Annotated in this window: 18 protein-coding genes; 8 read left to right on the forward strand and 10 right to left on the reverse strand. The window is 63.0% G+C overall.

Going from position 1 to position 20,353, the window contains the following annotated elements; genetic code table 11:
• Positions 1-4 precede the first annotated feature (4 nt).
• The 7 genes from tssG to GM676_RS24865 are packed head-to-tail and all read right to left on the reverse strand — an operon-like array spanning position 5 to position 6,562.
• Positions 5-1,087, reverse strand: coding sequence for a type VI secretion system baseplate subunit TssG (gene tssG / locus GM676_RS24835; protein WP_155466892.1), 1,083 nt, complete (start codon positions 1,085-1,087; stop codon positions 5-7).
• Complete coding sequence (tssF, locus tag GM676_RS24840; RefSeq protein WP_155466893.1) at positions 1,051-2,895, reverse strand: type VI secretion system baseplate subunit TssF; 1,845 nt, start codon at positions 2,893-2,895, stop codon at positions 1,051-1,053. Before tssF ends, tssG begins: the two co-directional genes overlap by 37 nt.
• Positions 2,896-2,899: 4 nt before the next feature.
• On the reverse strand, positions 2,900-3,394 hold the full coding sequence (gene tssE, locus GM676_RS24845; protein WP_155466894.1) for a type VI secretion system baseplate subunit TssE: 495 nt from the start codon (positions 3,392-3,394) through the stop codon (positions 2,900-2,902).
• Positions 3,395-3,400: 6 nt separating this feature from the next.
• The gene (locus tag GM676_RS24850; RefSeq protein WP_155466895.1) at positions 3,401-3,892 is read right to left on the reverse strand and encodes an Hcp family type VI secretion system effector; all 492 of its coding nucleotides are present in this window, start codon (positions 3,890-3,892) and stop codon (positions 3,401-3,403) included.
• Positions 3,893-3,933: 41 nt separating this feature from the next.
• Positions 3,934-5,427 carry a type VI secretion system contractile sheath large subunit gene (gene tssC, locus GM676_RS24855; RefSeq protein WP_155466896.1) on the reverse strand — a complete coding sequence of 498 codons (1,494 nt, stop codon included), beginning with the start codon at positions 5,425-5,427 and terminating at the stop codon, positions 3,934-3,936.
• 2 nt (positions 5,428-5,429) lie between these two features.
• Entirely contained in the window at positions 5,430-5,942 is a 513-nt protein-coding gene (gene tssB, locus GM676_RS24860) for a type VI secretion system contractile sheath small subunit (protein WP_155466897.1), read from the reverse strand.
• Positions 5,943-5,959: 17 nt separating this feature from the next.
• On the reverse strand, positions 5,960-6,562 hold the full coding sequence (locus GM676_RS24865; protein WP_229262852.1) for a tetratricopeptide repeat protein: 603 nt from the start codon (positions 6,560-6,562) through the stop codon (positions 5,960-5,962).
• A 169-nt stretch (positions 6,563-6,731) separates the two neighbouring features.
• On the opposite strand from GM676_RS24865, the gene tssK reads away from it, so the two are divergent.
• The 8 genes from tssK (at position 6,732) to GM676_RS24905 (ending at position 16,015) form a co-directional block, all read left to right on the forward strand.
• On the forward strand, positions 6,732-8,060 hold the full coding sequence (gene tssK / locus GM676_RS24870) for a type VI secretion system baseplate subunit TssK (protein ID WP_155466898.1): 1,329 nt from the start codon (positions 6,732-6,734) through the stop codon (positions 8,058-8,060).
• Between the two features lie 11 nt (positions 8,061-8,071).
• Entirely contained in the window at positions 8,072-8,836 is a 765-nt protein-coding gene (icmH, locus tag GM676_RS24875; RefSeq protein ID WP_155466899.1) for a type IVB secretion system protein IcmH/DotU, read from the forward strand.
• Positions 8,836-11,631 carry a type VI secretion system Vgr family protein gene (locus GM676_RS24880; RefSeq protein WP_155466900.1) on the forward strand — a complete coding sequence of 932 codons (2,796 nt, stop codon included), beginning with the start codon at positions 8,836-8,838 and terminating at the stop codon, positions 11,629-11,631. The genes icmH and GM676_RS24880 overlap by 1 nt, the downstream gene beginning before the upstream one ends.
• A 1-nt stretch (position 11,632) precedes the next feature.
• Positions 11,633-12,955, forward strand: a complete 1,323-nt coding sequence (locus GM676_RS24885) for a hypothetical protein (RefSeq protein ID WP_155466901.1) — start codon at positions 11,633-11,635, stop codon at positions 12,953-12,955.
• Positions 12,952-13,473, forward strand: a complete 522-nt coding sequence (locus GM676_RS24890) for a hypothetical protein (protein WP_155466902.1) — start codon at positions 12,952-12,954, stop codon at positions 13,471-13,473. The genes GM676_RS24885 and GM676_RS24890 overlap by 4 nt, the downstream gene beginning before the upstream one ends.
• A 36-nt stretch (positions 13,474-13,509) precedes the next feature.
• Positions 13,510-14,247, forward strand: coding sequence for a hypothetical protein (locus GM676_RS24895; RefSeq protein ID WP_155466903.1), 738 nt, complete (start codon positions 13,510-13,512; stop codon positions 14,245-14,247).
• A 110-nt stretch (positions 14,248-14,357) separates the two neighbouring features.
• Positions 14,358-15,392 carry a DUF3466 family protein gene (locus GM676_RS24900; RefSeq protein ID WP_155466904.1) on the forward strand — a complete coding sequence of 345 codons (1,035 nt, stop codon included), beginning with the start codon at positions 14,358-14,360 and terminating at the stop codon, positions 15,390-15,392.
• A 77-nt stretch (positions 15,393-15,469) separates the two neighbouring features.
• Positions 15,470-16,015, forward strand: a complete 546-nt coding sequence (locus GM676_RS24905) for a PEPxxWA-CTERM sorting domain-containing protein (RefSeq protein ID WP_155466905.1) — start codon at positions 15,470-15,472, stop codon at positions 16,013-16,015.
• A gap of 6 nt (positions 16,016-16,021) precedes the next feature.
• Here GM676_RS24905 and GM676_RS24910 read toward each other — a convergent pair whose 3' ends face one another.
• The 3 genes from GM676_RS24910 to GM676_RS24920 form a co-directional block, all read right to left on the reverse strand.
• A complete protein-coding gene (locus GM676_RS24910) occupies positions 16,022-18,391 on the reverse strand; it encodes a DUF3857 domain-containing transglutaminase family protein (protein WP_155466906.1) in 2,370 nt (789 codons plus the stop codon).
• A 129-nt stretch (positions 18,392-18,520) separates the two neighbouring features.
• Positions 18,521-19,408 carry a hypothetical protein gene (locus tag GM676_RS24915; protein WP_155466907.1) on the reverse strand — a complete coding sequence of 296 codons (888 nt, stop codon included), beginning with the start codon at positions 19,406-19,408 and terminating at the stop codon, positions 18,521-18,523.
• A 75-nt stretch (positions 19,409-19,483) separates the two neighbouring features.
• Positions 19,484-20,251: a hypothetical protein gene (locus GM676_RS24920; RefSeq protein ID WP_155466908.1), complete on the reverse strand. Its 768-nt coding sequence runs from the start codon at positions 20,249-20,251 to the stop codon at positions 19,484-19,486.
• Positions 20,252-20,353: the final 102 nt, after the last annotated feature.

A 20,353-nucleotide genomic window follows, 5' to 3' on the forward strand; every position in this document is an offset into this window, starting at 1 on the left:
CTTTTTATGATGTGTGTATCTCGTAGCGGACATCGCTGCGATCCTGCCGCTGCGCCTCGGTGACCAGGAAACTATCCCAGCCAAGGCGTCCGCCACAGCAGTCTTCATCCAGCCGCGCGCCCTGCACGTCCTCGGCGCGCAGCACCAGCTGCACTTCATATTCCAGCGACACGCCGGTGAACATGGTCAGCATGCTCTCCAGCGCGCGCGCCGCCTTCCCGCCGGGCAGGAAGGATTCGTAGCCTTCCAGGTCCAGCGGCCCTATCACCAGCCGCAAACGCAAATCGCGCTGCCACACGCGGGCGCCGGCCATGGCGCCGCCGCCCAGCACCGCGTTGGCCATGCCCAGCATGGTCTGCTGGCCGCCCGGCACGTCGTACCACGCGCCGATGAATTGTTCGGCGCGCACCGGCTGGCAGAAATACTCCGACAGCACGCGCGCGATCTGCACCGCCGATGCGGGCCGCTGGCTCATGGCGGTGGCGAAGTACGCCACCGATTCATCCAGCACGCCATCGCCGCCGTCCGACAGGCGGCGCCGCAGCGACGGGTTGTGCATGCCGGCCAGCGACAGCAACAACGGCAGGAATTCATCGCGGCCGCGCAGTTGGTACTTCAGCTCCAGCCGATACTTGCGCCACGCTTCATAGAACAGCGCCAGCGCGCGGTTGGAGAAGGTGTCGAGGAAAGCGCGCGGTCCCTCATCCTTCTGGTAAAGGGTGTGCGCGGCGATGCGCTCGGTGTAGTGCGCCGGCAGTGTGCCGCTGCTGCCCAAAAAGCCCATGAAGGCTGGGGTGATGCGGATGTAGCGCAGTTGCGCCGACTTCAAGGCTTCACCAAGGCTGTGCGCATCGGTGGCCATGTCGCGCGGTTCCGGTTGCAGTGTTTCCAACTGGCTGGCCGGGAAGCTGAGCGAGGTGGAATTCTGGAAGCGCAGGAAGTTGGCCACCGCGCCCTCGTCCGGCGCGCCATGCCGCTTGAGCCACAGCTCCAGCATGCGCACCGCCTGGAAATACTCGAAGCGATGCGGCTGGGCGAACAGGCGCTCGATTACAGCAGGCTCAAATCGCCGCTTCGTGGCAAGCATCGCAGCAGTTCCTCTCCGTTTTTATTCGATTTGATGACCAGCTGCGTGAAGCTGTTGGCGTGCACGTACAGACCAAGGAAGCGTTCGACGATCTGCGCAAAAGCGTGGATGCCGCTGCCGACGAAGGCTTCTTCATCCACCGTCAGCGTCACTTCAACGCCCCGCACCAGACAGGCGAACGGATTCCCCGGCAGCCAGGTGTTGGCCGCCTTGTGGGAGACGGCGACAATGCCGCCGATCTGCCGCTGCGAGGCAGGTGAACGCGGCAAGTCGTACAGCGTGAGCATCTCGCGGAAAGCGTCGATGCCGCCGCCGGTCAGCGACAAATGGTTCAGCGACAAGTGCGAGATCAGGCGCCAGTGCGCTCCGCGTCCGCGCGCAAAGCGGTACGACGGCGTCGGCTTGCGCAGGAAGCTGATGGCGCGCACGCTCGATCCGCCCTCCAGAAACAGATCGCCGCCGCGCATGCCGTAGCTCAGGGAGGCCGGCAGGTCGCGGTTGGTGCAGCTGAGCTCCAGGCTCAGGGTATCGGTCTCCACCTCGGCCGGGTCGAAGTCGATATCGACGATGGAAATCTGCGTTTCATAGCCGGGGCTTTTCTCGGCGATGTCCTCGTCGCGCCGCGCCACCCAGTAGTGGCCATTCTTTTCCGGCGTCTGGCCGTGGCGCAGCGAATAGAACGGGCGGAATTCCTGCACCGACTCGCCCTGCGGCGTTTGCCGCACCAGCTTGACCGATTCAATCGACTGCACCGCGTAGGCAAAGGCGCGGCGCGCATCGGCCAGCACCGGGTAGCTGGCGGTGGCGTGCGTCAGCCGGATCGGTTCACCGCGCTGGCGGAACAGGTTGACCACCGGGGTGCAGCCCAGCAGCACGTTGTTGGTGCTGAGCGTGGCCAGCATGCGCGCCAGGTCGGAGTCCGTGCGCATGCCGGATAGCGCCAGATGCAGCGTCACCGACTTGCACCCCACAGGCAGCGCGCCGTTCATGGCGTGCAGGTCGATGTCGAAGAAGTTGAATTTCTCAGGGAAGCAGAAATACTCGGTCAGCAGACGGTAAGCGGTGTGCGAGCGCGCCGAGAAATCGATCAGCGCCTCGTCCTCGCCAAAGCCCACCGGCGACACGGGGATCTTGTGCAACTGGCTCCAGCGGCCGTTGCCGTCCGCCTCCACATAAGCCGCCAGCGCGCGTGTGAACAGCGCATCGCGCAGCGCGGCGCAAAACGACGGTTCGCCGTCGATGAACACGCGTAGCTTGCCGAGGCCCAGCTGCGCCAGCGTCACCTGCTCCGCCGTGCAGGACAGGGTCAGACTGATGCTGGAAGTGGCTTGCGGCGGCGGACGCACCGCTTCCGGCGCGGCGATGATGGGCGCGAAGCTGGCGCCGTCCAGCGCCAGCGGCGCCACCGTCACCGGATAGGCGGTGCGAAAGGTGCAAGTGGCACCACGTACCGGGCGCGTGGTCAGCTGCGTGCCGCGCGCGATCTCGCTGGCGGTGGTCAGCTGCGCGGCGCCGCCGCTAAAGTCCATGCGCGCGATCGAGCACGATGGAAAAGGCCGCAGATAGTGCGGATACAGCACTTCAAACAGGGCCTCGGTAAATTCGGGATAATCGTCGTCGAGGCGCTTGGCGATGCGAGAATTCAGCAGCGCGAAGGACTCGATCATGCGTTCGATGTGCGGGTCTTCGCACACCTCGCCGCCGATCAGCAAACGGCCGGCGATTTTGGGGTAGCGTTCCGAGAATTCGCGCGAATAGCGGCGCAGGAATCCCAGTTCACGCTCGTAGTACGGCAGTAGTTGTTCCAATTTCTCAAACTCCCAGCGGCTGCGGGACAACGCGGCGCGCCTTGCTGATGGTGTAGTGCAGGCTTGAGGGTTGCAGGACGGCGTCGAAATTCACCGGCTCGTGCGCGCTATGAACCACCAGCAATGCGGTGATAGCGAAATTCAAGCGGTTGACGGCGTCCGCCCGCAGTTCCAGCGACGCCTGCACATTGCGCAGGCGCGGTTCGTGGCGGGCGATCGCCTTTTCCAGGCTGCGGCAGATGAAAGCGCGATCGTCTGCGCTCGACAGCGACAGGCCTGCAAAGTCATTCAGGCCATAGGTCGCGATCGACCGGCCGCATTCCGGAAAACGTTTCAGGAGATCCTCCGGGATCACGGCCCGCGTGTTCAGCAGCGCTTCGAGATCGCGCGCAACCGAATCCTTCAAGTCCTCGATGGACAAACGCGATACCGTTCCGCTGCTGCCGTTGGCTGGCCCGTCCATCAGACGGTCGAACAAACCCGGAGTAAATCCCTTCATTGCAAATTAAGCCGTCTTGTTGGAGGCCAGATCCCAGCCGCCCGAGGTGTTACCACCCGAACCACCGCCCACTTTCTGCTGGGTGTACTTCCACTTGACCTTCGAATATTTCAGGGCCACGTCTTCGGTCAGGATGTTGCCTGGTTCAACGGCTGGCGCCACGCTGGAGATCAGCACGTTTTCCAGTTCGATTTCGAAGTACTTCACGCGGTCGCCCTGGCCGTCGGCGCGCAGGAATTCCAGCTTGGCCTTGGGCAGGGTTTTGCCCGACGAGCAGTTTTGCAGCAGCAGCGGCGTGGCCAGGTCGGCCAGCTTGCTCACCACGATATCTTTGTGTTCGGTGCGTTCGGCGGTGTGACCGCCGCCGGTCGACGCGGTGGCCGATTTCGGTTGCAGCACTTCCCAGTTGACCGATTTCACTTCGATCCAGTCTTTGTGGGTAGTATCTGCCGACTCGCCTTTAATGCCGTCGATTTGCAGGTAGACGTCGATTGCCATGGTATTCCTTTCAATGAAAAATAAAAATTAAAGCGAGTTGCTTAGGTTTTGGTCGATGCTGGAAGCTCCGCGACCAAACGGAGGGAGACGGACAGCTCGTCGAGCTGGAAATGCGGACGCAGGAAGGACACCGCGCGGTACACGCCCGGACGGCCCGGCACTTCCGACACCTGCACCGACGCTTCGCGCAGCGGGAACTGCGCCTTCTGCTCCTGGCTGGCGTTATCGTCCAGCAGCACGTACTGGGTCAGCCAGCGGTTCAGGAAGTCCTCGACGTTGGAGGCGGCGGCAAAGCTGCCGATCTTGTCGCGCATCATGGCCTTCATGTAGTGGGCGATGCGCGAGACCGCGAAGATGTATTGCAGCTGCGCCGACAGCACGGCGTTGGCGTTGGCGGCGTCGGAGTTGTATTTCTTGGCCTTCTGCGTCGACTGCGCGCCGAAGAAGGCGGCGTAGTCGGTGTTCTTGCAATGGACCAGCGAGATGAAACCGAGGTCGCTCAGTTCTTTCTCGCGGCGGTCGGTGATGGCGATTTCGGTCGGGCACTTGAGCGCCACTTCGCCCTCATCGGTCTTGAAGGTGTGGGTCGGCAGGTCTTCCACCAGGCCGCCGCCTTCCACGCCGCGGATGGCCGCGCACCAGCCGTAGTCCTCGAAGGCCGCGGTCAGCTTGGTGCCGAAGGCGTAGGCGGCGTTACACCACAGGTATTTCTGGTGATCGGTGCCGTCCACGTCCTCCACGAAGTTGAAGCCTTCGACGGTGGCGCCGTCGGCCGGATTGAATGGCAGGCGGCCGAGGAAGCGCGGCAGGGTCAGGCCGACGTAGCGCGCGTCTTCGGATTCGCGGAACGATTTCCACTTGGCGTATTCCACCGTGTCGAATACTTTCGACAGGTCGCGCGGCTTGCCCAGTTCACTGTAGCTTTCCAGGCCAAACAGTTCCGGCGAGGCGGCCGAGATGAACGGCGCGTGCGCGGCGGCCGCCACGTGCGACATCTGCTCGATGAAGTACATGTCTTCCGGCTGGCGGGTGATTTCGAAATCGCCGATCAAGGCGCCGAACGGCGCGCCGCCGAAGGTGCCGAATTCCTCCTCGTAGACCTTGCGGAACATGGTGCTCTGGTCGAATTCCAGCGCCGACTGGAAGTCCTTCACCAGCTCCTTCTTGGTGGCGTTGAGCATCTTGATCTTCAGATTCTGGCCGGTGGCGCTGTGCTTGACCAGATAGTGCAAGCCGGTCCAGCTGCTTTCCAGCTTCTGGAATTCCGGCGCGTGCAGCACGGCCGACAGCTGGGCCGAAATCAGGCGGTCCAGCTCCGCCACGCGGGCGTCGATGGTGGCGGCCAGGTTGTCGGAGACCACCACCGTGCCTTCCATCACCTGGTTCACCAGTTCGGCGATCAAATCCTTGGCGCGCGCATGCTCCACGCTGGACTTGGCCACCTTGCTTTGCTCGACGATCTGGTCCAGCAGCGCCACTTCGGTGGCGGCCGAGTTGTTGGCAACTAAGCCGCCGGGAGTCAGTTGTGCGGACATGGTCAGTCCTCCTTCTTGTCGGCGGTTTGCTGACCCAGCACGGCCAGCTTCTCGGTGCTGTGCAGCACGTCGTTGAGGATGTCTTCCAGCTTGTCGTTGCCGGCCAGTTTGTTGCGCAGGTCGGCCAGCTTGGTGCGCGCCTCCAGCAGCTTGCGCAGCGGCTCGACCTGCTGCACCACCGCTTCCGGACGGAAGTCGGCCATGGACTTGAACTTGAGGTCGACCGCGAACTCGCCGCCGCCCTCGCCCAGCTCATTCTTGACGCGGAAATTGGCGCGCGGCTCCACGCCTTTCAACACCTCGTCGAAATTATCGCGGTCCAGATTGACGAACTTGCGCTCCTTGAGGCGCTTCTGCTCGACTTCCGAATTGCCGCCGAAATCGCCCACCACGCCCATCACGAACGGCAGTTCCTTGTTCTCGATGGCGTCGCCGATTTCAACGTCGTAGGTCATTTGTACCCGTGGCGGGCGGATCTTTTGCAGTTTTTTCTGCACGCTAGTGCTCTTGGACATGGCTTTCCCCTCTCCGGTTATTTCAAGGCGCCGAACGGATCGGCGCTGGATTCTTCCTGCTTGGCCTTGGCGCTTTTCTTGGCGCCGGCCTTGCGCGTTGGCGTGGCGGCCTGCTGCACCGGCGCCGGGGCCGGCGGCACCAGCACGGTCTCGCCCAGGCTTTCGCGCAGCAGCTTGGCCAGATCCTGCGACTCGGTGCGGATCGAGCCCGACAGGTTGTTCTGGCGGCTCAGGTCCGCCAGCGAACGGGTCGACAGGCGCAGGCCGCTGATGGCGATGATGCTGTTGGCCAGCGTGTCGTTCGGATCGCGCACCAGCACTTCCTGGGCGTTGATGATGGCGTCGCCGTACTGGCCGGCTTCGTAGCGGGTCTGGGCGATGCTCAGCCATGGCGATTTGTCGGACGGATAGGCTTCCGCCGCCTGCTGCCACAGCTTGACGGCCTGCTCTTTCTGACCGGTGCTGGAGGCGGTGCCGGCCTGGGCCAGCATGGATTGGAGACTCGGCTTGGCCGCCACCGGTGGCGCCACGGGGGTGGTGGTACAGGCGCTCAGCGCCACCACCGATACGATGGCTCCAGCCAGTTGCGCGGCCCGAGCGAAGGACAGTACGGTTGTCATGCTTACCTCAATTTCGATATCAAAAAAGAATACTTAAAAAACAATTTCTGCAACTGGGCGCCACGTTATCAGAAATTTATTATTGACCGCGTTCAATTGAACTCAACCGTGCGCGACCTTTAAAAAAAGAAATGTTATTGTTCTGATACTTTCAAAAAAGGCATAGCAAATGAGCAGCAAAATTCTCTGGGGCGAAGGCTTGTTTCTTCGTCCGCAACACTTTCAACAGCAGGACCGCTACCATGAACAGCGCCTGCACCAGAGCGTGCTGGCACTCCACCCTTATGCCTGGGGTGTGAACCAGTTGCAGGTCGACCGCGACGCGCTGGCCAACAACAGCTTGCGCGTGCTGGAGCTGTCGCTGCGGTTCCAGGATGGCGAGTTTTATGACGCGCCCGGGGTGGACGACCTGCCGGATGCGGTGGACCTGAGCCAGTTGCCGCAGTCGCAGCAGACCGTGACCTACTACGCGGCGCTGCCGGCCTTCAAGCCGTTCGGCGGCAATTTCGGCGACAGCGGCGCCGTGCGTTATTTACAACACAACGCCGACACGCCCGACCTGTACACCCACGCGGCGCCAGCCCAGCTGAGTTACCTGAAAAAGACCTTGCGGCTGGTGGCGGAATTCGAACCGCGCGATTCCTACACCCACTTCCCGCTGCTGCGCCTGCGCCGCGCGGCCACCGGCGGCTTCGAGCTGGACGCGTCTTTCGTGCCGCCCAGCCTGTCCGTGCGCAGCGCGCCGCTGCTGTTCCTGCAACTGCGCCGCCTGCTGGACGCGCTGCAAGCCAAGGTCAGCGCGCTGTATGGCCATCACCGCGAGCCGAGCAAGCATGTGATCGAATTCCGTTCGGGCGACATGTCCTCGTTCTGGCTGCTGCACACGGCCAGCTCGGCCTTCGCTTCGCTGACGCACTACTTCCAGCATCCGGCGCTGCACCCGGAACGCCTGTACGAGCAGTTGCTGGGCCTGGCCGGCGCGCTGATGACGTTCTCGAAAAGCTGGACCCTGGCCGACCTGCCGCCCTACTCGCACACCGATCCGGGCCCAGCCTTCGCCACCCTGCACCAGATCATCCGCGAGCTGCTGGACACCGTGATCTCGTCGCGCTACTTCGCGATTGCGCTGCGCGAGGTCAAGCCGTCCTACCACCACGGCATGCTGGACTCGGGCAAGATCGACGACAAAACCACCTTCTACATCGCGGTGTCGGCGGCCATGCCGGCCAGCGAGCTGGTGGAGGTGGTGCCGCTGCGCTTCAAGGTCGGCGCGCCGGACGACGTCGACAAGTTCGTGCTGTCGGCCATGCCGGGCGTGCGCCTGCAACACGCGCCGCAAGTGCCGGCCGCGGTGCCGGTGCGGCCGGACGCGCTGTATTTTTCGATCGAGGCCAAGGGCCAGATGTATGAGCGCATGCTGCAAGCGCAATCGATCTCCATCTACGTTCCCGGCGGCATACACGACCTGCAACTGGAGCTGGTCGCCGTCACATCCTGAGGTGTCGCACCATGAATACCGTTACCGCCCCTTCCCTGATCGGCGCCGCACCGGCGCCAGCGGCCAGCCACGCGCCGCAAACCCTGCTGGATCTGATGTACGATGGCTTCTATGCCCTGTTCATGCTCAAGAACGGCAACGGCCCGCAGGAAAACGCCGAGTTCGCGCACAAGATGACGCAATTCCTCGACGACTTCGGCCGCGCCGCCCGCAAGCACGGCGCCTCGCCGGACGATATCGACGCCGCCAAGTACGCCTTCTGCGCGGCGGTGGACGAAATCATCCTGCGCTCGCCGTTCGCCATCCGCGATACGTGGGAACGCCGCCCGCTGCAACTGGCGCTGTTCGGCGAGCAGCTGGCCGGCGAGAACTTCTTCCACCGGCTGGAAGCGCTGCGCGCGCGCGGCAGCGCCCACTTGCAGGCGCTGGAAGTGTTCCATATGTGCCTGCTGCTGGGCTTCCAGGGCCGCTACATCCTGGAAGGCTCGGAGAAACTGAACTACCTGACCGCGCGCCTGGGCGATGAAATCGCCCACATGAAAGGCAAGCGCGGCGGCTTTGCGCCGCACGCCGAGCGGCCGGACCAGGTAGTCCACAAGCTGCGCAGCGATCTGCCGCTGTGGGTGCTGTGCTCCGTGTTCGGGTTGGTATGCGTGCTGGGCTACATCGGCCTGCGCACTTCGCTGGACCGCAACACCGGGCAGCAGGTGGCGGCGTATAACGACGTCGTCAAGCTGGCGCCGCGCCAAGCCAACCTGACCATCACCCTGCCGTAATGGATATCGCGTCCATACTCGGTGCATTCGGCACCGGCTTGAGCCAGCATGCGCGCCTGCTGACGCTGGCCAGCGCGCAGGACTCCTCGCTGCCGGAAGCGCTGGTGCCCGAGCGTTTTTCGGGGCGCGAAGGCGTCAACGAACTGTATGCGTTTGAAGTCGATGCGCTCAGCACGTCCGCCAATCTGGACCTGAGCCAGTTCATCGGCGAAGAGCTGACCGTCACCCTGCTGCAAGCGGACGGCAGCCGCCGCGCCTGGCACGGCGTCTGCACCGAGGCCGCTTGGCTGGGTGCGGACGGCGGCACGGCGCGTTACCGCCTGCTGCTGGAACCGGCGCTGGCGCTGCTGCGGCTGCGGCGCGACAGCTACATCTTCCAGGACAAGAACGCACAGGACATCGTCACCGAGCTGCTGGCCGATTATCCGCAACTGCGCTTTGAATTCGATGTCACGCAGACGCTGGCGCCGCGCGCCATCTGCACCCAGTACCGCGAAAGCGACCTGGAATTCCTGCAACGCCTGCTGGCCTCGGAAGGCCTGAGCTGGCGTTTCGAGCACGACCAGCCGGACGAGCAGGCCAGCGATGGCCAGGCCAAGCATCGGATGGTCATCTTCGACAGCAAGGCCAAGGCGCCCGACATGCCGGGCGGCGCCGAGATCCGCTTCCACGGCGTGCGCGCCACCGACAGCGCCGACGCCATCGACCAGTTTGCCGCGCGCCGTCAAGTGCGGGCCAACGCGGTCAGCATCAGCAGTTGGGACCCGGCGCAACTGCTGGCGCCCGGCGCCGAACAGCTGTCGTCGCTGGACGCCGGCGAACTGCCGGCGCTGGCCGTGTACGACGGCGGCGGCGAACGCATCGCCAGCGACAGCGGCCAGCCCGAGCAAATCAGCCAGCTGATGCTACAAGCGCTGGAGCTGGACAACAAAATGTTCGAAGGCGAAGGCGCGGCGCGCCAACTGGCCCCCGGCCACGCTTTCGCCCTCACCCAGCACGAACGCTACGCCGACGACAACCGCTTCACCGTGCTATGGGTGCGGCACGAGGCGCGCAACAACGTGCCGTCGCAAGTGAAGAAAGTGGAGGACCTGATCGAGGCCGGCACCTACCGCAACAGCTTCGGCTGCGTGCGCGAGGCCGTGGCCATCGTGCCGCGCGCGATTGCCGCGCCGCAGGCCGCCACCGCGCTGGGGCCGCAGACCGCCATCGTGGTCGGCGTGAACGGCGCGGTGGCGACCACCACCCGCGACCATCAAGTACGCATCCAGTTCGCCTGGCAGCGTGGCGCCGGCGCCAACGCCGGCGGCATCGCCCACGACACCGACGCCAAGGGCAGCGCGCCCGGCGACGACAGCAGCGGCACTTGGGTGCGCGTGGCCGAGGCGCTGGCCGGTCCCAACTGGGGCTCGCAATTCACGCCGCGCATCGGCACCGAAGTGCTGGTCGATTTCATCGACAACGACATGGACCGGCCGCTGGTGGTGGCACAGCTGTACACGGGATCGGACCAGCCCCCGTATGCGGCCGGCGTGGAGTCCGGCGCCAACCACGCGGGCACGCTGTCCGGCATCCACAGCCACAACTTCGACGGCGGCGGCTACAACCAGTGGCAGCTGGACGACACGCCGGGCCAGGTGCGCACGCGGCTGGCCACCAGCAGCGCCGCCAGCCAACTCAACCTCGGCTACCTGGTGGCGCAAGCGCCCGGCTCCGCTCAACGTGGCGCGTATCGCGGTTCCGGCTTTGAACTGCGCACCGACGCCTGGGCCGTGGTGCGCGGCGCCGAAGGCGTGCTGCTGACCACCAGCGCGCGCGGCGCGCAAGGCGCTGGCGTCGCCTCGACCCAGATGGATGCGGCCGAAGCGGCGCGCGCGCTGCAAGCGGCGCAGGAACTGGGCAAGGCGCTGGGCGATGTCGCCACCAAACAGAACGCCCTGCTCAGCGCGGACGCGGCCAAGGCGCAGCAGGAACTGCTGTCGCGCATCGATCCCAAGGACAAAGGCAAGCATGATGGCGCCGTCAACGGCCAGGAAGCCAGCAAGGCGCAAAGCGGCGCCCGCGCGCTGGACGCGGCGCAGCCGGTGGAGAAATTTGCCGAGCCGCTGGTGCTGATGGACGCGCCGTCCAGCATCAACTGGGCCACGCCGGCGTCGACCGTGCTGTTCGCGGGTGAACAATTGCACTGGACCTCGCAGGGCGACGTGCACATGACGGCGGCGCACACCCTGTCCTCAGTGGCGGCCAACGCGGCCGGCTACTTCAGCCAGAACGGCGGCATCCAGGCCATCGCCGCCAACGGCCCGGTATCGCTGCAAGCGCACACCGACCAGTTGGAGATTTTGGCCGACAAAGAGGTCAAGATCATCTCGGTCAACGACAGCATCGAAATCAAAGCCAGCCAGAAAATCGTGCTGCAAGCCGGCCAGTCCTCCATCACGCTGGACGGCGGCGACATCACCTTCGCCTGCCCCGGCAAATTCACGGTCAAGGGCGGACAGCATATCTTTGATGGCGGCGCCTCGCAATCAGCCGAATTATCCAAGCTCCCCGACAGTCGCCTGAAAATTTTCAAGGAAAGGCTGCGCGCAATCGATGGGGTCAGCGGCCAGCCAATCGCCGGCTTGCCATACACCATGGAACTAGCCGACGGTACGGTGCTCAACGGCGTCACCGACGAGTTGGGCCGCACTGAACAAATCAAGACAACAGACACGGCAACCGTCAAAGTGTTCTGGAATCCTCTGGCCGACTCCCTTGCGGATGAGGACGTTAATCTCAGCGAGGGCTGCTGACATGGCGGGGCAACAACCTTCCCTCATCACCCAAACCAAGCTTGATAACGAAGCTGTCAGGGACGTCAAGGTCGAGACCACACGAACGGTGACCTATACTGTCCACATCGTCACTGCCAAGCGGTTCAGCTTGCCGTATGCGGTGGCGATCGATGGCGTAGTACAGGATGGCTTCAAGACTAAGCCGAAGCGGGTCAGTGGTGACAAAGGCAAGATCGTGGTGAGCAACGTCAAACCCGGCTCCAGCGTGACCTTATATCTCAACAGCGACGCCCACCCTGACCATCGCAAGAATCCGGTCTACAAAGTCACACCTAACGACAAAGACGTGACGGTCCTGATTACCGAGAAAAAAGGCAAGCTGAGTGACACCGACACGCCGGTCAAACTCACCGACAAAGACCCGGAAAAGGAAAAAGCCAAGAAAACCGAGAACTATACGGCCTCGCTCACCGGAGACATCTGGATGAAGGTGTCATACAAATACACCTCTGGAGATGTGGCGGCGCTGATGCCGACAGGCACCAGCGCCGAGGTGCAGAAGGCGGTTGAAAGCATCTACGACGAGCTTAAAAGCGCCACTCTGTCCTTTACCGTTGGCGGAAAAACCGTGACCGTCAGCTTCGACGATTCCAAGAACCCAAAGGACAACATCAATTCCGGCTACACCTTGCTGGGCGCCGGCCTGCCGAGGGTGCATCCGGCCGGCTACGCGGCACTCTTCAACGCCGCGCTGGACGCCGGAGTGAGCAAGATCACTATGAGCTCAGCGTGGCGTCCTCTGCTGGGATCGATTGCCCACCGGGCGGGGCTGGGGCTCGATGTCAACTATGTGGGCAGCACCCGCATGAACCGGGAGGAATTGCGGGTCGCAACTGCCGTCGACACGAGCAACGTCAGCGAGGAGGAAAAGACGCTGCTCGGTGCCTTCGAGAAATCCAAGACCGAGCAGGCTGCGGCCAAGAAGAAGCTGGCCGAGGCAAGCGCGCTGGTCAAAAAAACCAAGGGCGATCCGGCCAAGGCACCTGCGGCCATCCAGGCCGAAAAAGCCGCGCAGGAAGCTTCCACAGCTGCCGATGCCGCGCGCAAAAAGGCCGAGGCGGCATGGAACGCTGAGCGTGACAAGAACGAACCCGAGGGCGTGCGGCTGTTCCGTGGATCGCTGATGAAATGCGCCTGTGTTTCGCAGCTATTCGATCCCTGGTTCATGGACACGAATAACAAAGACGACATCCCGCACACACCCAATATGCAGTTGTCGGATAATGAGACGCTGCACGCACACCATCTTCACATTACCGTTTACGACCCCAAGATATTATGAAACGAATCTACGTCCCCTACCTTGCACTGGCAATGCTGGCCACCAGCGGCATCGCCTGTGCGCAAAAGCCCGGGCCGACGCTGCGCACCTTGACAATCCAAGGCGACGAGTACGCCAGCGCCTGCACGCCGAAAAACAAGACCGTGCTGGAAGGTCTGATCCGGGCGGAGGCACGGAAGGCAGCGTCCGTCGCCGATGCCTGGCCGCTGATCGACACCCTGCTGTGCCAGGCCAAGGCGCCTGACAGCCGCGCTTTTATTGCCGGCCGCCTCAACAAAACCGTGAGCGAAGCCAGCACGTCAAGCGGTGGGCCCGATGCGCTGACCCGTACCAAGGTGGATGCGGAATTGATCGACTCGCTGCTGAGCGAGGGCGAAGCCTGGAACGCCGACCTGCGTTTCGCGAAAAACGAAATCACGCTCCGGTTCATGTCGGACGAGGCCTGTGTACGCAGCCGCAAGTTACAACTCAACAAGGGAAAATGGCAAATTGCACAGATTGGCGAAGCCTGTGACTAATTGAGGCTGCATGGACTTTAATGGATCGATGTAACGATGAGCTCAAGCACTGATCTGTCATCATGGCGTCAACGCCAGATCGCCATGCTGTACCGCTACACCTCGCTCGATTATATGAAGGCGCTGGACGACATGCTCTCGCGTGTCATTGAGGGCCGGCTCATTCCGGCGATTGAACAATCATTGGCATCGTCCTACACGGAGGTGATGTCCTCGCAACAGCGCACGCATAACGATCCTCAGCTATGGGAACGTAACATGCGCGATATCTTGGCCGAGATGCGCCAACTGCTCCGCGACGATATTGCTGCGCGTTGCCGAGGCCACTATCGGGCCGGCAGCCTCGGTCACTTCTTCAAGCAGGTCGCGCATGCCGATATCTACGAAGGGTATCGCATGAGCGACGAGTTTCACGTCTGCGAACATTTTGTCAGCAAATACAGCGATCCAATCGAGAGCATCCTGGTGGAACACCTGCGACAACAGCCGCCGGAGGATCGCTGGTTCACACGCCATCTCGCGCAACATCTATTGGACCAACCAGACTTGCCGCAACTCCGGGTACGGACCGACGTCAGCGCCCGCAGCGGCGAGTCTCCGCCGCGTGCCGGCGTGTATATCCGGCAGGACGATCCCAACGCCGCGCCGCAGTTTGCCTGGCCCGAGAAAGATCGCGGGCAATTGATAGATAGCGGTATATTTGGCGATGACAGTGTCGCTGCGCGACCTCGCGATTGGTATTATGTAGAGCTTGAACACAAGGCTGACATATGATCGTCCGGAAGCGGACAGCGTTAGCGTTCATTTTCGTACAGTTAGTGGCTGAAAACGGCGTGGCACGGGAGTTGCACTGAGCACTGCATTCACACTGCGGAGGTTGGAACATGGCGGAACTCACACTGGGCGCAAGCGGCAAGGAACAAAGTATCGCGGTCGACATCAACGCGCGCGGGCAGATGGCCGGCATCATCGAGGACGATGACGGCCACCAGCGCGCCATCCTGTTCGACCGGCGCCCCATCGAACTGGGCACGCTGGGCGGCAGCGAAGGCTTCACCAAAGATATCAACTCGCGCGGCGACGTGGCCGGCACCGCGCAAAACGCCGCCGGTTACTGGCGCGCTTTCGTGGTCCCGTACGGCGGCGCGATGCGCGACGTTGGCACGCTCGGCGGCAACAGCAGTTATGGCGCCGCCGTCAACGACCATGGCCTGGTGGTCGGCTTTGCCGACACCAGCGACGGTTATTACCGCGCCTTCCTGGCCGACGGCGCGCGCGCGCCGCAAGACCTCGGCACGCTGGGCGGCAAGATCAGTTACGCTGCCGGCGTCAACAATCATGGCGACGTGGTCGGCACCGCCGCCCTGCCCGACGGCTATCGGCATGCGTTCCTGTACAAGAACGGCGGCATGCGGGACATCGGCACGCTGGGCGGACGCTCCAGCGCGGCCAGTGCCATCAACGACAACGGCATGGTGGTCGGCGCCTCGGAAACGCCGGGACGGCGCTGGCACGCCTTCGTCTGGGATCAGGGCAAGATGACCGACCTTGGCGCGCTGATCGGCTATGGCGACAGCTTTGCCACCGCCATCAACAACGCCGGCCACGTGGTGGGCAGCATCCGCGTCGGCGACGAGCGCCGCTCGTTTGTCTACCGCGACGGCAAGATGACCGTGCATCCGGGCGGCTACGGCCTGTATCTGGTCAACGCCATCAACAATCAGGAACTGGTGATCGGCGCGAAATACGCCGGCAAGAAGTTCACCGCCGCGACCATGAAATCCAGCCAGCCGGCGGTCGAAACCCATGGCGGCCAGGATTTGCTGAGCGCCGCCGCGCTGGTGGTGACGGTCGCGGTCGGCGTCATGCTGTACAAGCGCCGCTATCGCGGCATCGCCCTGCCGGCCAGCCCCGTGTAGCCCTTTTGTGCGACAGACAGGCGTTCCCGTCCGTGAGATAGTGCCGTCCTCACAACTTTCACAAACGGGAGCCCCTGATGACCATCTTGCGCCACATCGCCTGCGCCGCCGCCCTGCTGGCCGCCACCGCCGCCAACGCCACCACCTACAACTTCAGCTACACGTTCGGCGCCGGCAGCGTGCTGACCGGCAGTTTCGACGGCACTGCCTCGGGCAACCTGATTACCGGCCTGTCCAACATCAGCGTGTTCCGTGATGGCGTCGAGTTCGGCAGCGGCAACTTGTACAACTTCGGCTGGAACGATAGCTACACCATGGTGAGCGGCGCCGCCGTGGCGTCGCTTGACGGCCTCGAAAACAACTTCTTGTTCAGCACCAGCCCCTGGCAAATGGGTGGCGGCTTCTACTCGGGCCAGACCTTCGGCATGTATCCAGCCAGCGTTTATTACGACCCGGCCAAGGCCTACGTGCAGGGCGGCAGCGGCTGGTCCCTGGCCGACAACGCCAACTTCTCCATCACCCGCTGGTCGGTGACGGCCGTGCCGGAACCGGCAAGCTACGCCATGCTGCTGGGCGGTCTGGGCCTGGTGGGCGCCATCGCCCGCCGCCGCCGCGCGGTCTGAGCCGCGCTAGCTGATCCACTTGGCCAGCGCGGTGCCGATGGCGAACCAGCCGATCAGTGGCAGCAGTTTGCGCAGCACCGAACGCAGCACCACCGGACCGGTATGCTTGCGCGCCCGGTACAGTCGCAGCGCCCACGGATAGGCCACGTGGGTGTACGGTACCTGCGGCACGGTGCGCAGCAGGTACTGGAGCATGATCACCAGGATCAGCAGCGCCGGCGCCACCACCTGCGCCAGCCTTACCGCCGACACCAGGCTCAGCACCACGGTGGCGCTGATGATGACCACCGCCAGCAGCAGGCGGCGGTTGACTTCCGCATGGGACGGCGCTGACTTCTGCATGCGCATCGCCAGCCACACCCAGCCGCCGGCCAGCAGCGCCATCGCCAGCGGCAGGCGCCAGCCGCTGCTCTCTTCCGGCTCGGCGGCGGCACCGGCGGGGTTGCTGTACAGGTTGTAGCCCAGCGCGTCGCGCGCCTGCTTGAGGTGGGCCGCGTAGTTGCCCATGTCGCCCGGTTCGACATGGTCGCGCAGGGATTTGTAGGTGGCCGTGATCAGCACGCTGCGGCTGTCCGGCCCTTTGCTCACCTGGTACGAAAACTCGAAGGCCGGATCGCTCACCGTGATATTGCTGGTCTTGATGTTCCAGCGCGTCGGCAGGCGCACTTCGGTGGTTTCGACGATTTCATACGGATAGTCCAGCCGCAGCGGCGCGTTGCGGCCAACGCTGTCCGGCGCTTTCAGCGAGCTGTCGATTTCCGAGGAGTCGATGAACGCCTGGCTGCGTGTGCCTTTCTTGTTGAGCGACCAAAAGCCGGGAATGCGGTAATGCTCGACCGTGGTCAGCTCGTTGCGGCGCTCGTCGTCCTGCACGTCCATGGCGCCGTTGCTGCGCAGGCTCTCGTAATTGTGGGCGTAAAAATTCTGGTACTGGGTCTCCAGCTCGCTGCGCTGGTGCGCCAGCTGCGTGCGCAGATTGTCGGCGCGCTCGCCCTGCACCGTGGTGCTGATGGTGTAGTTGACCGGCTGGTCGACGCCATCGGTGGAATCGAACACCGCGTGGACGCGCTTGACGCCGCCGGTTTTCGGCCCCATCAGGCTGAGCCCGGTGGCGCCCGGCTCCAGCACCAGCGCGTAGCCGTAGTCGGGCTGGTACAGATTGGCCAGCTCACCCTGCTGCATGCTACGGGTCGGGTCCAGCCAGTAGACCGCGCCATTCACGCGCGCGCGCACCAGCACGTGGTTGAAGGCCAGCGGGGTCGGCGCCCAGTGCTCGACGTCGCGCGTGATTTCGGTGTTGACCAGCGCCGGCACGGCATCGATGCCCAACGCGCGCAGCATGGTGATGGTCAGCAGGGTCTTGTCCTTGCAATCGCCGAAGCGGCGCTGGTAGACCTTGTCCGGACCGGTGGGCGCGTGCGAGCCCGGCCCCACTTCAATGCCGAGGTAGCGGATGTCGCGCTGGACCACGCGCAGCACGGCCGCCGCGCGCGCCGCCGGATCGGTGACCTCGCGGCCGATGCGGGCGATTTCCTCGCGCAGCGCCGGCCCCGGTTCGCCGGGCGGACGGTACAGCGGCAAGGCCCACTGCACCACGGCGGCCCAATCGGCAAACTCGGTCCACTGCACGGCGGCGTAGGGATTGAACCATTCAGGCGCGCCCTTGTCGATGCGGGTGGCCGGCGTGTTGTAGCGCTGCCAGCGGTAATCGCGGTAGCCGTCGGCCTCGGTGATGGTCGGCTCCAGCTTGTCGTTGTGGGCGGCAATGCGCAGCGGCCGGTTGGACGGCATCAGCAGGCGCACAAAGGAATGCCGCACCGGCACGCTCCATTCCATGTCGACGCGGCTGGAAACCTTGCCCTGGAATACCGGGTTGCTGCCATCCAGGCTGAAAGCATATTCGACGATGTCGCCGATGCGGATATCGTCCAGCAGCACGCTGGCGGTCATGCTGCCGTCGTAGATCAGGTAATCCAGCTCGGTCTCGCGTTGCAGCAGCTGCACCCGCACGCCGGGCAGCTTGGGGATCACCTTGCCGGCGCGGATGACGTTGATGGCGTGCAGGGTCAGCGTCTGGTAGGACGGATCGAAATTGATGCTGAGATTGGCCGCCTTCTCCACCCCGCCGCCATCGAGCGCCTCGCTGGCGGTGTGGAAGTAGGACACCTTGCCGCGCGCGTCGACCCGGGTCTGCATGTCGCGTAGCAGGAAGGCGACATTGCCGCGCGGCGTGAACGGCTCGGCGCCGGGCGGCGGTTCCAGCGGCACCGGCAACACCCAGGCCGGCGGCGCGCCGATCTTGTACGCCTCAGACCGCGCTTGGGCGGCCCCGACACATAAGCCTATCCAGGCAAGTACAACCAATACAACACGCATGTGCAATCCGCTGAGAAATTTTGTGGCAAATATCTCAACAGTGTAGGCGCTAAATTTCCGACAAGCAAGCAAAAACGGCGCGGACGCTGTTATCGCGGTCTCGTCCGGGTGCGCCGTGGACGTGCCGCATCAGCGGCGGCTACAGCAGCGGGCAAAGTTCTCCTGCGCTTTCTGCACCGCAGCCTGTCGCTGCTCCACCGAGAGGGTCGAATAAGGCTCGGTTTCAAATACGTGGTCGTTCGCGCTGAACGAGAATGGCCGGCCGTTCTGCTGCATGCCGGTCAATGCCCACGCCGCGGATGCGGTCAGGTCCTGCTGTCCAAAGCGGTTGGTGGCGGTCAGTTTCGCGGCCAGGAAAATCGCCTCCCGGTCGCCCGTTTCCGCCAGTGTGGTGGCGCTGCTTAATAGTCCTTTTTCTTCTGCGGTAATCACGTGCTCCTGGTTCGGATGAGCATCCGCGTCCGCGCGTGCGGCATCGATCAGGCGGCTGGCGTCCTGATTCAGCAAATAGCTTTGCGCGCGAACATCCCCTGCTTTTGCGGCCTCGCGCATTAATTCAGCGATCTGCTGCGGACTGGCTTTGCTGACATTTTTGCATTGTTCCTCCTTCATGGCGATTTGCCATTGTGCGAATCGGAGCGTGTTGCCCGAGGGATCGGACTGCGCCTGTTCCGCGTAGTCCCGCTCTATGTCCTTCTTCGATTCCACATAGTCGGCGCACACCAGATACTGCATGGCCTTGCTGTACGCCGGATGGCCGCCGTAATCGCCCTCCTTCAGGGCGAAGTCCTTGGGATCCAAGGCAGCGTACGAACCTGCGCGGGGAGCAACCGCGCCCCAGGCAAAGATGCCGTTGCCTGCCGTCGTGGCGCTGCCGGACAGGTTGCGCGGCTCGGCGCCGGGACTGTTTGGGGTCACCGGTTCCGGCTCATGCTTGAGCAGCGCGTATCCCCCCGCCACGGCGAGCGCAATGACGCAGAAACCCAGAATTTTTCGTGATTGTAATAACGTTGACATGAATATCCTTGAATGCAGACAAACAGGAGTTTCAGCCAGAGGGGCTGAAACTCCATTTATATAATTCCGACGGAATCAGGAACGGATCTGGTTATTCAAAGTAACCATGTCGTTTCTCAAAGAGGTGCCATGACGATTAAAGGAAGCCAGGGCCAGGTCGAAATTTTTCTGCGAATTACGCAAATTATTTCTGATATCACTGCAATATGGCAGATTGGCATTCGAGCCGCCGCAATTGGTGTTGTAATCGTCCTGGTTCGCCTTGTGGTCGTTATAGGCATTAGCGATCGATTTCATCGCCGCCTCCATCGCCAGCAGCTGGTTATTCGTCTCGGCCGCGGTGTTGGCCACATTGGACTTTTCTTGCTGGGTGGCGGTATGGTTCATGAAATTCTGGGCCTTCGGAATTTCGCTGTTGATTTTATCGAAAGCTATCTTGGAAACCCAACCGCAAGCGGTCGATGCCGCAGCCGTGCCGGCAGACTTCACGATGGCCTTGATGTGCGAGGCGGCGGTCGGTTCCGACGCTGGCTTCCAGTTGGCCAGCAAGCCGGCTGCCGTGGTGCCGCACATTTCCTGGAAAGCCGCCTTGGTCATCGCGCCTTCCGATTCGCCCATCAGTTTGGTAATCAGGATGTTGGTCGCCCCGACCGCGCCCCAGCCGGTCGAAGCGCGCCAGTCGATATACTCCTTCAGCAGTTTCGCCTGGGTCCAGATGCCGCTAAGGGCGAACTGGCGATCCGGCGTCACCGCGTCGGCGGCGGGTGCAACTAACGAGCATGCCACCGCCATGGAAACGGCGACAGTCATGGATTTCGTTCTATTTTCCATCCATATTTTCATACAACTCCCTTATTAATATTGAAATAATACGTAATAACCGCAATTGACAGTGATCATAAAATGAAAAATGCACTTTATATATAAAAATCAATTGCAATAACA

The organism is Duganella radicis, assembly GCF_009720825.1.
Classification (GTDB): Bacteria; Pseudomonadota; Gammaproteobacteria; order Burkholderiales; family Burkholderiaceae_D; genus Rugamonas; species Rugamonas radicis.

Coding starts and splice junctions, on each gene's coding strand:
- GM676_RS24885 (WP_155466901.1), top strand. CDS start 11,633: ATGGCGGGGCAACAACCTTCCCTCATCACCCAAACCAAGCTTGATAAC.
- icmH (WP_155466899.1), top strand. CDS start 8,072: ATGAATACCGTTACCGCCCCTTCCCTGATCGGCGCCGCACCGGCGCCA.
- GM676_RS24895 (WP_155466903.1), top strand. CDS start 13,510: ATGAGCTCAAGCACTGATCTGTCATCATGGCGTCAACGCCAGATCGCC.
- GM676_RS24910 (WP_155466906.1), bottom strand. CDS start 18,391: ATGCGTGTTGTATTGGTTGTACTTGCCTGGATAGGCTTATGTGTCGGG.
- GM676_RS24905 (WP_155466905.1), top strand. CDS start 15,470: ATGACCATCTTGCGCCACATCGCCTGCGCCGCCGCCCTGCTGGCCGCC.
- tssG (WP_155466892.1), bottom strand. CDS start 1,087: ATGCTTGCCACGAAGCGGCGATTTGAGCCTGCTGTAATCGAGCGCCTG.
- GM676_RS24915 (WP_155466907.1), bottom strand. CDS start 19,408: ATGTCAACGTTATTACAATCACGAAAAATTCTGGGTTTCTGCGTCATT.
- GM676_RS24865 (WP_229262852.1), bottom strand. CDS start 6,562: ATGACAACCGTACTGTCCTTCGCTCGGGCCGCGCAACTGGCTGGAGCC.
- GM676_RS24880 (WP_155466900.1), top strand. CDS start 8,836: ATGGATATCGCGTCCATACTCGGTGCATTCGGCACCGGCTTGAGCCAG.
- GM676_RS24890 (WP_155466902.1), top strand. CDS start 12,952: ATGAAACGAATCTACGTCCCCTACCTTGCACTGGCAATGCTGGCCACC.
- GM676_RS24900 (WP_155466904.1), top strand. CDS start 14,358: ATGGCGGAACTCACACTGGGCGCAAGCGGCAAGGAACAAAGTATCGCG.
- tssB (WP_155466897.1), bottom strand. CDS start 5,942: ATGTCCAAGAGCACTAGCGTGCAGAAAAAACTGCAAAAGATCCGCCCG.
- tssK (WP_155466898.1), top strand. CDS start 6,732: ATGAGCAGCAAAATTCTCTGGGGCGAAGGCTTGTTTCTTCGTCCGCAA.
- tssE (WP_155466894.1), bottom strand. CDS start 3,394: ATGAAGGGATTTACTCCGGGTTTGTTCGACCGTCTGATGGACGGGCCA.
- GM676_RS24850 (WP_155466895.1), bottom strand. CDS start 3,892: ATGGCAATCGACGTCTACCTGCAAATCGACGGCATTAAAGGCGAGTCG.
- GM676_RS24920 (WP_155466908.1), bottom strand. CDS start 20,251: ATGAAAATATGGATGGAAAATAGAACGAAATCCATGACTGTCGCCGTT.
- tssC (WP_155466896.1), bottom strand. CDS start 5,427: ATGTCCGCACAACTGACTCCCGGCGGCTTAGTTGCCAACAACTCGGCC.